Below are 13,967 nucleotides of genomic sequence, written 5' to 3'. Positions count from 1 at the left end.
TTCTTAGCGTTTCCAGCGGCGCATTAAACGGCTTTTTAACCCGGTATCAAAGCGCCAGATATGATCGAAAATCCGCATGATACCGGGCTTACCATAGGCCGACATCGCCACGGCATGGAACCGGTGTTGATGAGCTTGCTGCTGAATTTTAATTTTTCGGATCAATTCCTCGGGTAAGCGCTGGGCAATGAAATCTGAAATAATCACGGCATCGGCGTCATACCAATCTCGCTCTTCCATTTTGCTCAGCGTGCTGGCTAAACAGGCCGCTAAATCGGTGCCGCCACGAAAATGTTGGCTGAGAAAGCGTATTGCCTGCTCAATACCACTGGCTGATGATAGCTCGTAGTGAATGATTTCTGTCGCGAACAGCATGATGTAACAGCGGCGATTATCTTCTAGCGCAATACGTAGCAGGGCTAGACAGAAAGCTTTGGCACACTGCTCATTGAAGCCACCCATCGAACCCGATGTATCGACACAGACAATAAAGGGGCCGCGAGGTTGTTCGTCATGATTTTTAAGGCTGATAGGGCGCTGTAAGGTTTTTTCCTGCCAATTATCACCTTGTAAGCGATAGGTGAGTAAACGTCGCTCCAGTAAACGGCGATAAAACTCAAACTCCAACTCACTCATTCCTAACATGACCAACTCGGTTGGCAATAATCGTAGAATATCATTGCTTTGGTGAATGCCACTGACTTCTTCTGGCACGGCATCAGGTTGGCGAACCATGACAGTGTAAGGTTCAAAGCGGGCATCGGGTGTAGGTTGTGCCTTGGCTGATCGACTACGCCCCAATTGCTCTGCAAGTTGCTGTAGTTCTGGCTGCTGTTGCAGAAAGTCGCCATATTGCAACAATAATTGATAATCACCGCGTTGCAGATGTCCCTGACTCATATCCCAAAGCCGCCCTGCAGCTCCATCATTGGTTGCAAGAATGGGTTCTAAAGCACCACTGAGCGCAAGCCGCTGTTGTAATTCGGCTAAAAGTTGCTCTCGTTCTTGCTCCAACAGCTGATGATGGATGGTGATGGTTTGTAAGGTCAGACTGATACGCCAGCGCTGTAAAAAGAGAGTTTGAAAGCTATCACCGGTTTGGGGATTTCTCTCTAAATCAGCAGTATGCAGCAATGTTTTAGCTTGCGTGGCGAAAGGGGAATGCCATTGTTGCAGTTGCACCACAATCTGTGGGATATGGGCATAAAATAGCGGGCTATCTTCCAATTGACTCTGTTGGTATAAAGCAAACTCATTTGCCAGACCTGCGGGGACTTTTGCCTCCCGAATACGCTGTTGTAAGTTTTGCTTCCAGCCGGGGATATCCTTCATTAATGCCCGTTTAATGCGCGGAAATTTTTCAAAGAATATGGCTAACTGCGGTGAGGCCAGTAACCCCACCACCATCTCTTCGATAAGCTCATTTTCACTTATCGATAGCAGCAAATCCAGTGTTGCCAGGCTGAGCATAGATCAATGACCGCGTAGTTTTTGTTGTAGCTGTTTCACTTGCTCAGCCACATTCAATAAGCTGGCTTCTATTTTTGCCAACCAAGAGGACGGCGTAAACAAGCAAGGTTGATGTTGACTGAATAGCCGCCGTTGCTCAGCCAGGCTATTTTCCAATTCAGCCAACTCCACCAGCAATTCGGGGGGCACACTGGCGGTGGAAGCTCCGGGTTGCGACAGTATTGATGATTGGCGACTGACATCCAGCACCGTGATATGCAGTTGATCATCAACTTCAGCATCAATAGATTGGGCATAACCGACACCATTTAGTTTGGCGCGTAAAACCCCACCTTTATTTAACCATTGAGCCAGCGCCTCTTTCTCTATTTGCAGATGATTGACCTGAATGTCATGCAAGCTGAGTGGTTTTTGCAAGAACAGTGTCAGGGTGTTATCAGTCAGATGGTCTGGCAGGGAATATTGCGGTTTACGGCTGAACATACCGCTTTGTTTGCTCACCGTCAGTGCTTGATGGTCACTTTGCTGTTGCTGGTGTTTCAACCATTGAACATGTATATGCTGGAGCTTCATTAATAGGCTTTGTTGCTGATACCCCTGTTCAGTTAGTAACTGTTCAAGCTGTTGCTGTAGCAATTTAAGCGAACTTAAATCATGCCATAAGCAATCTTTCAGCAAAATTAAGTCTATTGGCGTTATTTTATCTCGCCCGCTGAAGAAAGCGCTGGCTTGCAGTAAACGTAGGGCCTTTTTCCACCGTCTGTCAGAGACATACGGCGCTTGCTCTTGTGCGCTGAGCTGCTGACGGAGCTGAAAAATAAGCTCAAAACAGTTATCCGGTAGAGCTATTTTGTCTATTAAGGGTTGCCACTGATAAAACTCTTCATCGCTGATACTGAGATTTTCAGCTACTGGATTATGATTTTCATTTTGTCGACTGAGAAGCAATGAGCGGAAGTTCTGCTTTTCTTGCACGCGGTCCAGCCATAGGCGGATCAGCATTCGGTCATAAAGCGCTTCCAGGCTACTGTCTGCATCCGGTAATTCGTTAGAGGCCGTTACCAATAAGCGCATAGGAATACTCTCTTCCCGATCACCATTACGAAAGCGCCGTTCGTTAATGGCGGTCAGCAAAGTATTCAGAATGGCTGGGCCCGCTTTCCAAATTTCATCCAGAAAAACGATTTCAGCTTCGGGTAAATAACCTCCAGTCATGCGCTGATAGCGCCCCTCTTCTTTCAGAGCTTGAATGGATAGTGGGCCAAATACTTCTTCCGGTGTCGAAAAACGGGTCATCAGATATTCAAATGCCCGGGCATTTCGAAAAGCAAATTTTAGGCGTCGAGCAATCAGACTTTTAGCAATCCCCGGTGGGCCGAGCAGGAATACGCTTTCGCCACTCAGTGCGGCCAGCAAACACAAACGGATAGCTTCCTGTCTTTCATACAGACCACTTTCAAGGGCACTGCTTAAGCGGGAGATTCTTTCTGCTAATTGTGATGATTGCGCCATAATTGCTCTATATGTTCCGTTAGTTGATTGATTTTTTAACTGATCGGGGGGAATCGGTCCTCTTTTTCTTAGTGGTATAGCATGTTTTTCTTAACAGGATAGCTCATTGATTAGTAATATATTTATATCATCAGCTGTTTGTAGTCGATCTATTTTCGTGCTTTTTATTGTTTGATTTAAGAGTAGGCAATCTATTGAAATGGTGCATACTGTGCGCCTTTTGGCAGGCGTATAAGAATACATAACAGGCAGTAGCGATGACTAAGTGCACGCATCGGCTTATGGATGTTCTAGCAAAAAGAAATCAATTATGAGCACAGAACATAAAAAACAATCTTTATCGGCGGTAACCCTGGCTGCAATAGGGGTCGTTTATGGTGATATTGGTACCAGCCCACTCTATACCCTGAGAGAGTGCTTTTCTGGTCATTATGGTTTTGATGTCCGTCCTGATGTGGTATTTGGTTTTTTATCACTGATTTTCTGGATGTTAATTCTGATTGTCTCGGTTAAATATCTGACCTACGTCATGCGCGCGGATAACGCCGGTGAAGGGGGTATTTTAACGTTAATGTCTTTGGCTGGGCGTAATACCTCTTCCAGAGCCACTTCAATTTTGGTTATTCTCGGCTTAATTGGCGGTAGTTTCTTTTATGGCGAGGTGGTTATCACACCAGCCATATCCGTTATGTCGGCTATTGAAGGGCTGGAAATTGCCGCACCTGCACTTGATCCTTATATTGTTCCCTGCTCGATTGCTGTTTTAACCCTGCTATTTGTTATTCAAAAACACGGTACCGGTAGCGTGGGTAAATTGTTTGCCCCGGTGATGCTGGTTTGGTTCCTGACACTGGCGCTGCTGGGTTTGCGCAGCATTATTGCTAATCCAGAAGTACTGGCTGCACTGAATCCTAAATGGGCAATCAGCTTCTTTACTGAATATAAGTCTGTTTCTTTCTTTGCCCTTGGTGCGGTGGTGTTGGCAATTACCGGGGTGGAGGCTTTATATGCAGATATGGGGCACTTTGGTAAATTTCCTATTCGGTTGGCGTGGTTTACTGTGGTTTTACCGTCATTGGTGCTGAATTATTTTGGCCAGGGCGCGTTATTATTGAAAAACCCAGAAGCTATCAAGAACCCCTTCTTCCTACTCGCCCCTGACTGGGCATTGATTCCACTATTAATACTGGCAACATTGGCGACGGTAATTGCCTCACAGGCTGTCATCTCCGGTGTATTCTCCCTGACCCGGCAAGCCGTCCGTTTAGGCTATTTGCCGCCGATGCGTATTATTCATACCTCAGAAATGGAGTCAGGCCAGATATATATCCCGGTGATTAACTGGACACTGTATCTGGCGGTGGTATTGGTGATTGTCGGCTTCGAACGTTCCAGTAATTTGGCAGCGGCTTACGGCATCGCGGTGACGGGCACGATGGTTATTACCAGTGTTCTGTTCTGCACCGTGGCACTGAAAAACTGGCACTGGAATCGCTTCTTTGTCTACTTCTTGCTGGTGGCATTATTGGTTATTGATGTGCCGATGTTCTCTGCTAACGCATTGAAATTGTTCTCCGGCGGTTGGTTGCCTCTGTCATTGGGCCTGGTGATGTTTATCATCATGACCACTTGGAAGAGTGAGCGTTTCAGCTTGCTGCGTCGTATGCATGAACACGGTAACTCACTGGAGGCGATGATTGCCTCATTGGAGAAATCGCCTCCGGTACGTGTTCCTGGTACAGCGGTATATATGTCTCGGGCGATGAATGTCATCCCGTTTGCATTGCTGCATAACCTTAAACATAACAAAGTGTTACATGATCGGGTTGTTCTACTGACACTGCGCACTGAAGATGCACCTTATGTCCATAATGTTAATCGAGTGACTATCGAGCAGCTTTCACCGACATTCTGGCGGGTCGTGGCGAGTTACGGTTGGCGCGAAACCCCGAATGTGGAAGAGATTTTCCATCGCTGTGGTTTGGAGGGATTACCTTGCCAGATGATGGAAACTTCATTCTTTATGTCTCACGAGTCACTCATCCTAACTAAGCGGCCGTGGTATTTGTTCTTGCGCGGTAAGTTGTTTGTGGCCCTTAGTCGTAATGCGCTGCGCGCAGCTGATCAGTTTGAAATCCCACCGAATAGGGTCATTGAGCTGGGGACGCAGGTAGAGATTTAATGTAGAAGGCCGATATGATTAACGGCCTTTTTCACATTCATCATTCCCACTTTTCATTTGTTCAGCGAAACGTTTCGATGGCGATCACAATTTCACCAAATTGGGTTTGCCTTCTACTGTCATTTTTCTAAACTCAGTATCAGCGAAACGTTTCGCTGTTGGAGTAGAAAATGAAAAAAGGTGCATTACTAAATTCTGATATTTCCGCTGTTATCTCTCGCCTTGGCCATACCGATCAGATTGTGATAGGTGATGCGGGGCTGCCAATACCGGCAACCACCACGCGTATCGATTTGGCACTGACTCAAGGCGTTCCTGGATTCCTCCAGGTTTTTGAGGTGGTAACGCAAGAAATGCAGGTTGAGAGTGCTTATCTTGCGCAGGAGATTGTTAAAAATAACCCGCAACTCCATGAAACGTTACTCGCACAACTATCACAACTTGAGCAACACCAGGGAAACCAAATTGCTTTGCACTATATCAGCCATGAGGCTTTTAAAGAGCAGACCAAACAAAGCCGGGCAGTGATTCGTAGCGGGGAATGTTCCCCCTTTGCTAACATTATTCTCTGCTCCGGCGTAACTTTCTGAGGCGTTTATGCAACCTTTGCTGCAACTGAAAGGGATTGATAAAGCCTTTCCCGGCGTCAAAGCACTCTCAGGTGCTGCGCTAAGTGTCTATCCTGGCAGGGTGATGGCACTGGTAGGCGAAAATGGGGCCGGAAAATCGACCATGATGAAAGTGCTGACTGGCATCTACAATAAGGATGCCGGTAGCCAGCATTTCTTGGGTAAAGAAGTGGTGTTTAATGGCCCGAAAGAGTCGCAGGAAGCGGGTATCGGCATTATTCATCAGGAACTGAACCTGATTCCACAGTTAACCATCGCAGAAAATATCTTTTTAGGGCGCGAGTTTGTTAATCGTTTTGGCGGCATTGATTGGAAAAAAATGTATGCCGAAGCTGATTTACTGTTGGCGCGCCTTAATATCAGCTACAGCAGCCATCGGCTGGTGGGCGAACTTTCGATTGGTGATCAGCAAATGGTGGAAATCGCCAAAGTGCTGAGCTTTGAATCCAAAGTCATCATTATGGATGAGCCTACCGATGCCCTGACTGATACCGAAACAGCCTCTTTATTTAATGTCATTAAAGAGCTGAAAGCGGAAGGTCGCGGCATTGTTTATATTTCCCATCGTCTTAAAGAAATCTTTGAGATTTGCGATGACGTCACGGTATTCCGTGATGGGCAGTTTATCGCCGAAAAACCGGTTAATGCACTTACTGAAAACTCTCTGATTGAGATGATGGTCGGCCGCAAATTGGAAGAGCAATACCCGCGTTTGAATTTACCACGTGGCGAGAAACGTTTACAGGTCAAACAGCTATGTGGCCCTGGAGTCGAGAATGTCAATTTCACTCTCTACCGTGGCGAGATCTTGGGTGTGGCGGGTTTGATGGGCGCTGGTCGCACTGAGCTGATGAAAATCATCTATGGTGCGCTGCCGCGTAAATCGGGCTTTGTGATGTTGGATGGTCGTGAAGTCGTGACTCATTCACCGCAGGACGGTTTAGCTAATGGCATAGTTTATATTTCTGAAGACCGTAAACGGGATGGCTTAGTACTCGGAATGTCAGTTAAAGAGAATATGTCTTTGACAGCATTGCGTTATTTCAGCCGTTCAGGCGGTTCACTCAAACATGCTGATGAACAGCAGGCGGTGGCGGATTTCATTCGTTTATTTAATATCAAAACGCCTTCCATGGAACAACCGATTGGTCTGTTATCTGGTGGTAATCAGCAAAAAGTGGCTATCGCTCGCGGTTTGATGACCCGACCCAAAGTGTTGATCCTCGATGAACCGACTCGTGGTGTGGACGTCGGGGCCAAAAAAGAGATCTACCAGTTAATCAATCAATTCAAACAAGAAGGGCTGAGCATCATATTGGTCTCCTCGGAAATGCCAGAAGTGCTGGGCATGAGTGACCGCATCATTGTGATGCATGAAGGTCAGCTAAGTGGTGAGTTCTCTATTGAACAGGCTACCCAGGAAGTGTTGATGGCAGCAGCCGTCGGCAAGCGCGATTTATTGGAAAAATAATTTATTTAGACTCTAAATAATTCGAGTTGCAGGAAGCCAACGCACATGCAGCTTGAAATATGACGAGTAGAGCAGGAGTAATCAGATATGAGTTCCCAGACTATTAATACAAAGCGCTGGTTCAGTAAAGAATGGTTATTAGAACAAAAATCACTGATTGCGCTGCTGGTGCTGATTGCTGTGGTTTCGTCACTAAGCCCGAACTTCTTTACCCTGAATAACATGTTTAACATTCTCCAGCAGACTTCCGTCAACGCTATTATGGCCGTCGGGATGACACTGGTTATCTTGACCTCAGGGATCGACCTGTCAGTGGGGTCATTATTGGCACTGACCGGCGCGGTTGCGGCCTCCATTGTCGGGTTGGAAGTTAATGCTCTGGTTGCCGTGGGTGCCGCACTGGCATTGGGGGCGTTTGTCGGTGGCATCACTGGGGTTATTGTGGCTAAAGGCAAAGTACAGGCCTTTATTGCTACCCTGGTCATGATGCTGTTACTGCGTGGTGTCACCATGGTTTACACCAATGGTAGCCCGATAAACACCGGTTTTACTGATGTGGCAGATACTTTTGGCTGGTTCGGTATTGGCCGCCCATTTGGTATTCCAACACCTATCTGGCTGATGGCGATTGTCTTTATCGCGGCATGGTACATGCTACACCACACGCGCCTGGGCCGTTATATCTATGCGCTGGGAGGGAATGAGTCCGCAACACGTCTTTCTGGTATCAGCGTTGATAAAGTTAAAATTATTGTCTATTCACTCTGTGGGTTGTTAGCGGCATTGGCGGGGATTATTGAAGTTGCCCGCTTATCATCAGCACAACCTACTGCCGGTACCGGTTATGAACTGGATGCGATTGCAGCCGTCGTTCTGGGTGGTACCAGTCTTGCTGGGGGTAAAGGGCGGATCGTGGGTACTCTGATCGGCGCATTAATCCTCGGATTTTTAAATAACGGTTTGAATTTATTGGGTGTCTCCTCTTACTACCAAATGATCGTCAAAGCAGTCGTTATCCTGCTTGCGGTGTTGGTAGACAATAAAAAGCAGTAGGCTATTTTACTTGCCATTTTGGGCTTGGGCAGTGCTCAGAATCCTCACGTACTTTGTGTACGCTCCGGTTCTTGTGCGCTGGCTGCACCCAAACTGTCTGCGACAATAACGCCTACTAAATTGAATTTGCTAACCCCTACAGGAATTGCGACCATGAAAATGAAGAAACTGGCTACTTTGATCTCGGTTGTTGCATTGAGCGCTACCGTCAGTGCTAACGCGCTGGCAAAAGACACGATTGCATTGGTTGTTTCCACGCTGAATAACCCGTTCTTTGTTTCAATGAAAGACGGCGCACAAAAAGAAGCGGATAAACTGGGCTACAACCTGGTGATTTTGGATTCCCAAAACAACCCAGCTAAAGAATTAGCCAACGTGCAGGATTTAACTGTGCGCGGCACCAAATTGCTACTGATCAACCCAACTGATTCCGATGCCGTGGGTAACGCGGTTAAAATGGCCAATCAGGCAAATATTCCCGTTATTACTCTCGATCGCCTGGCTAATGCAGGCACGGTGGTGAGCCACGTAGCCTCTGACAACCGTTTCGGTGGCAAGATGGCCGGTGATTATATTGCTAAGAAAGTCGGTAGTGATGCCAAAGTCATTCAGTTGGAAGGGATTGCTGGTGCGTCTGCTGCTCGTGAGCGCGGCGAAGGCTTCAAGCAATCAATGGAAAAAAACAAATTCCAGTTGTTGGCGAGTCAGCCTGCAGATTTTGACCGGACGAAAGGTTTGAACGTCATGCAGAACTTGCTGACAGCTCATCCAGATGTTCAGGCCGTGTTTGCTCAGAATGACGAAATGGCACTTGGCGCACTGCGTGCCTTGCAGACTGCGGGCAAAGCCGATGTGTTAGTGGTTGGTTTTGATGGCACTGACGATGGTATTAAAGCTGTCGAAAGTGGCAAAATGGGTGCAACTATTGCTCAACGCCCAGACCAGATTGGTGTCATTGGTGTACAAACTGCGGATAAAGTATTGAAAGGCGAGAAAGTCCAGGCCGTTATCCCAGTAGACCTAAAGTTAGTGACTAAATAATATCGTCATTCATTCATAATATCGAAAAGCATGGCATATAACGCCGCTGCCTTAAAACGGAAAACAAAACGTACCGGCAGCGGCGTCATTCACAAAGGAATAAATACGATGACAGGTAAACTGGTGGTCCTGGGCAGCATCAATGCCGACCATATTCTGAATATTGAGCAGTTTCCGCGTCCAGGTGAAACGGTGATCGGGAAGCAGTATAAAGTTGCTTTCGGTGGCAAAGGTGCTAATCAGGCCGTTGCTGCTGGCCGTAGTGGGGCGAATATCGCGTTTATTGCCTGTGTGGGTGAAGATGATATTGGTGACCGGGTACGTCTGCAATTAGCCAGTGACAATATTGATACCGCACCTATTGAGGCGGTAGCAGGCACCACGACAGGGGTAGCGCTGATTTTTGTTAATGGTGAAGGCGAGAACGTCATTGGTATTTATGCTGGGGCAAACTCGGCAGTCACACCGGAGTATCTTGGCCGTTATCAACAGCAAGTTATTGATGCCGATGCATTATTGATGCAACTGGAATCTCCACTTGAGGCGGTTATCGCCGCTGCTAAATTGGCAAAACAGCATCAAACTCAGGTTATCCTGAATCCGGCCCCTGCACGCGAACTGCCAGATGAACTGTTATCGCTGGTGGATATGATTACACCAAATGAAACAGAAGCTGAGCGCTTAACGGGCATTCATATTGAGCAGGATGATGACGCAGCGAAAGCCGCGCAAATTTTGCATGATAAAGGTATCGCCACTGTGATTATTACTTTGGGTAGCCGTGGTGTATGGCTTAGTGAGCAAGGCCTGGGTAAATTGGTCGCTGGCTTTAAAGTTAATGCAGTAGATACCATTGCCGCCGGTGATACATTCAATGGCGCATTATTGACTGCTTTACTGGAAGGTCAATCAATGGATTCAGCCGTCCGTTTTGCTCATGCTGCGGCTGCGATTGCAGTGACTCGCCCGGGCGCACAACCTTCCATTCCTTGGCGGGCCGAGATCGATAGTTTCTTACAAGATCGGGTATAACTTTGGCCACCATGAAAGATGTCGCCCGTTTAGCGGGCGTATCAACCTCTACTGTTTCCCATGTTATTAATAAAAATCGTTTTGTTAGCGATCCTATTCGCGACAAAGTGCTGGCTGCCATCAAGCAACTTAACTATGCCCCATCGGCGTTAGCGCGTAGTTTAAAACTCAATGAAACCCGGACTATCGGCATGTTAGTCACTGCTAGTAGCAACCCGTTTTACGCAGAAGTGGTTCGTGGTGTGGAGCGCAGTTGCTATGAGCGCGGCTATAGTTTGATTCTGTGTAATACCGAAGGTGACATCGATCGCATGAGTCGTAGTATTGAAACTCTAATGCAAAAACGTGTCGATGGTTTGCTGCTGATGTGTACCGAAAGTCACCGCCCGTCGCAGGATATTCTGCGCTGCTACCCTTCTCTACCGATCATTATGATGGACTGGGCCCCTTTTGAAGGGGTGAATGATGTCATTCAGGATAACTCTTTATTAGGTGGGGAAATGGCAACCTCGTACCTTATCGCCAGAGGATATACTCGTATCGCCTGTATTGCTGGCCCACAAGATAAAACACCGGCTAAAGAACGTTTGCAAGGATTCCGACAGGCAATGGATCGCGCGGGTCTGCCTGTGCTCCCTGATTATGAAGTGGCCAGTGATTTTGAATTTGGTGGCGGCTTGGTTGCCATGAAGCAACTACTGGGATTACCGCAGCCTCCAGAAGCGGTCTTTACCAGTAATGATGCGATGGCGGTTGGGGTTTATCAGGCCTTACATCAGGCTGGATTATCGATTCCGCAAGATATGGCGGTCATTGGTTATGATGATATCGAAATTGCACAATATATGACGCCACCGCTGACGACCATTCATCAGCCAAAAGATGATCTCGGTGAGTTGGCTATTGATACTCTTATTCATCGTCTAAATAACCCGGAAGCGGAACCACAAGTTCTGATTCTCACTCCCGAGCTAATCGAGCGCGGGTCGGTCGCTACACGTTAAACTTCATTCTCTGCGGGTTGCGTAACTTTTTTCACATTACGGCCCTGAATCAAGTTATCTCCATCTCTAGTTTTGAGTAATAAGAACACCACGGATGACAGCAATGTCACGGCACCCATGGTAATAAAGGTGTAGTGGAAGTGGTCAATATTATTCCCAAACGACAACCCATCGTAAAACCGCAAAACCACGGCACTGATGGCAACGCCAAAGCTAATCGCCAGTTGCTGGGTTACTGCTAAAACACTGTTACCTGAACTGGCATTGTTATCGGTTAAATCAGCCAGAGTAATGGTATTCATTGCCGTAAATTGTGTCGACATCGCCATACCCAATATAAACAGTGGCAATACCATCAACCAAGGTGACATGCCCGGCGATTGAAAAGCAAACAAGGCAATCAGTACACCGATAATAGCCGTAATGCCCACCAACACTGTGCGATAACCCAGTGAGCGTAAAACTTGAGTTACCGCTGATTTTGCCATCATCGAGCCAATGGCGGTGGGTGCCATCATGCAACCGGCAATAATAGCGGAATAGCCAAACCCGACTTGCAACATGAGTGGCATCAGGAAAGGAACGCAGCCAGTGCCTAAACGTGAAGCTACATTACCGGCAATGCCGACGGAAAAGGTTCGGGTTTTAAACAGCGGCAAACCAATTAGCGGATTAGGATGGCCTTTGGCGTGGAATATATAGAAGAGCAACATTAATAAACCGCTCAACAGCACTGTGGCTGGTAGGTAGCTGGCAATATCTGGACGGCCCATTATTTCCAGGCTCACAGATATCATAACCAAGCTGCTACCGAATAGCAGGAAACCGATAATATCAAAGGCGCGTTTCGGCATGGTGAAGTCGGGCATATATTTACGGGCATAAAAGATACCCATTAAGCCGATAGGAATATTAAGGATAAAAATCCAGTGCCATGTGGCGTAGGTGACCAATAATCCCCCTAATAATGGCCCCATGACCGGGCCGATTAATCCGGGGATGGTGACGAAATTTAATACTGGCAATAACTCACTGCGCGGATAAGCCCGGATAAGTGCCAGCCTGGCGACGGGCATCATCATAGCGCCGCCCACCCCTTGAATAACTCGGGATGCCACTAAAAATGGTAGAGAACCGGAAAGCGCACACAGTAATGATCCCAGCGTAAATAATGAAACAGCCAAAATGAAAACTCGTCGAGTGCCGAAACGATCGGCCAACCAACCACTTACCGGAATCAACATCGCCACCGTGAGGGTATAACTGATAATGGCTGACTGCATGGTTAGAGGTGAGCGATGAAGGCTTTCAGCGATTGAAGGGAGTGCCGTATTCAGTATGGTGGCATCCAAAGCCTGCATAAAGAAAGCCATGGCAGCTATCCAAGGGAGGCCCGCCATGCTGCGCGCAGATTTTATCATTGTTCGTCCTGATTCTATTGGGTGGGTATGAGTACCCTCTCTTTATCTATATATATAGATAAACAACATCTGACTGTTAGTCTTTCTCTTTCAATAACACTTGGCAAGCCACCAACGCACCTTGGCTATCACCGGCCAGAATAGTATCGACAATGTTTTGATGGTGTTGCAGCTTAATCACCTCATCACCGGTAATAGAACGAAAGTAACTGTGATAAACCGAACTGAACAAATTAGCAAAAGAGGTTAAAAATGGATTACCACTGGCCTCATAGATCAATTGATGAAACTCGGCATCCACTTGAATCCATCGTTCGCGATTAAAATGGGCATGCAGCTCGCACATTTCTGTCATTAAGGATGCTAACAGGGCTTTTTGTTTTCCACTGGCATTGATAGCCGCCAGGGAACAGGCTTGAGGTTCGAGTGATCTCCTTAATATAAGGAAGTGTTGCATCACTTGATCGAAGTTCTCTCTGGTCATCCACCAGGTCAGCAACTCTTGATCAAGGAAGTTCCAATTAGTTTGTGGCATCACTCGGGTACCGATACGCGGACGCGGTAATAACATGCCTTTTGCGGCGAGCATCTTTACTGCCTCACGTACTGCGGTACGGCTGACACCAAATTGCTCCCCCAACTCTATCTCGCCAGGCAATATACTGCCGGCTTCATATTCCCCCGCAAGAATACGCTGGCCAATTTTTTCGGCCAACAGATACGAAAGATTGCGCTGGGCGGCCTGCTGTTGGGTATTTAGCTGCATGGTGTTTTGTCCTATCTATCTTCTTATACTTCTATTTTACTCTACTGTTTAAGTTGAGTAGTTAATGTTTAGCTTAATAATTGTTTAAATTCTGGCCTTTTATCCCCTTTTTGCTGAAATAAAACACGGTTGAAAAGTTTTTTGAAATTAGGGGTTGCAGGCTGTCAGGAACTCCCTATAATGCGCCTCCACTGACCGGGAACAACGAAATACACTTCGCCGGGTCAGGAAGAGAAATGATTGAGTTTGACTTCGAAAGAAACCAAATAAACTCTTGACTCTGTAGCGGGAAAGCGTATTATCTGCCTCCCGCGTTACCGTAAGATTCGCCGCAAGGCAAACGGGTAGCGAACGCTCTTTAACAATTTATCAGACAATCTGTGTGG

11 protein-coding genes are annotated in these 13,967 nt (G+C 47.0%); 7 read left to right on the top strand and 4 right to left on the bottom strand.

Annotated elements, in window-relative coordinates; genetic code table 11:
- Nucleotides 1–3: 3 nt before the first annotated feature.
- Nucleotides 4–1,470 carry an ATPase RavA stimulator ViaA gene (viaA, locus tag ACF3VQ_RS21270; protein WP_392432865.1) on the bottom strand — a complete coding sequence of 489 codons (1,467 nt, stop codon included), beginning with the start codon at nt 1,468–1,470 and terminating at the stop codon, nt 4–6.
- A 3-nt stretch (nt 1,471–1,473) separates the two neighbouring features.
- On the bottom strand, nt 1,474–2,982 hold the full coding sequence (gene ravA / locus ACF3VQ_RS21265; RefSeq protein WP_392432864.1) for an ATPase RavA: 1,509 nt from the start codon (nt 2,980–2,982) through the stop codon (nt 1,474–1,476).
- A gap of 310 nt (nt 2,983–3,292) precedes the next feature.
- Between ravA and kup the strand changes: the two genes are divergently transcribed.
- From kup to rbsR, 7 genes are all read left to right on the top strand, one after another.
- Nucleotides 3,293–5,164: a low affinity potassium transporter Kup gene (gene kup / locus ACF3VQ_RS21260; protein ID WP_019081485.1), complete on the top strand. Its 1,872-nt coding sequence runs from the start codon at nt 3,293–3,295 to the stop codon at nt 5,162–5,164.
- Nucleotides 5,165–5,334: 170 nt separating this feature from the next.
- A complete protein-coding gene (gene rbsD, locus ACF3VQ_RS21255; protein ID WP_005161210.1) occupies nt 5,335–5,754 on the top strand; it encodes a D-ribose pyranase in 420 nt (139 codons plus the stop codon).
- A gap of 7 nt (nt 5,755–5,761) precedes the next feature.
- Complete coding sequence (gene rbsA / locus ACF3VQ_RS21250; protein ID WP_392432863.1) at nt 5,762–7,264, top strand: ribose ABC transporter ATP-binding protein RbsA; 1,503 nt, start codon at nt 5,762–5,764, stop codon at nt 7,262–7,264.
- An 87-nt stretch (nt 7,265–7,351) separates the two neighbouring features.
- On the top strand, nt 7,352–8,317 hold the full coding sequence (gene rbsC, locus ACF3VQ_RS21245; protein WP_392432862.1) for a ribose ABC transporter permease: 966 nt from the start codon (nt 7,352–7,354) through the stop codon (nt 8,315–8,317).
- A 153-nt stretch (nt 8,318–8,470) separates the two neighbouring features.
- Nucleotides 8,471–9,358 carry a ribose ABC transporter substrate-binding protein RbsB gene (gene rbsB / locus ACF3VQ_RS21240; protein ID WP_392432861.1) on the top strand — a complete coding sequence of 296 codons (888 nt, stop codon included), beginning with the start codon at nt 8,471–8,473 and terminating at the stop codon, nt 9,356–9,358.
- Between the two features lie 108 nt (nt 9,359–9,466).
- Entirely contained in the window at nt 9,467–10,390 is a 924-nt protein-coding gene (gene rbsK, locus ACF3VQ_RS21235) for a ribokinase (protein ID WP_392432860.1), read from the top strand.
- 2 nt (nt 10,391–10,392) lie between these two features.
- Nucleotides 10,393–11,394 carry a ribose operon transcriptional repressor RbsR gene (gene rbsR, locus ACF3VQ_RS21230; RefSeq protein WP_392432859.1) on the top strand — a complete coding sequence of 334 codons (1,002 nt, stop codon included), beginning with the start codon at nt 10,393–10,395 and terminating at the stop codon, nt 11,392–11,394.
- Here the strand turns inward: rbsR and mdtD are convergent.
- Together mdtD and ACF3VQ_RS21220 are read right to left on the bottom strand one after the other, a co-directional pair.
- Nucleotides 11,391–12,815 (bottom strand): multidrug transporter subunit MdtD, encoded by a 1,425-nt coding sequence (gene mdtD, locus ACF3VQ_RS21225; protein ID WP_392432858.1) that lies wholly within the window; start codon nt 12,813–12,815, stop codon nt 11,391–11,393. The two genes, rbsR and mdtD, sit on opposite strands and share 4 nt — an antisense overlap.
- Before the next feature lie 76 nt (nt 12,816–12,891).
- Nucleotides 12,892–13,581, bottom strand: a complete 690-nt coding sequence (locus ACF3VQ_RS21220) for a FadR/GntR family transcriptional regulator (protein WP_392432857.1) — start codon at nt 13,579–13,581, stop codon at nt 12,892–12,894.
- Nucleotides 13,582–13,967 lie beyond the last annotated feature (386 nt).

This window comes from Yersinia fenwicki (assembly GCF_043099325.1).
Taxonomy (GTDB): Bacteria; Pseudomonadota; Gammaproteobacteria; order Enterobacterales; family Enterobacteriaceae; genus Yersinia.
This window is presented reverse-complemented; position numbering and strand designations above follow the sequence as displayed.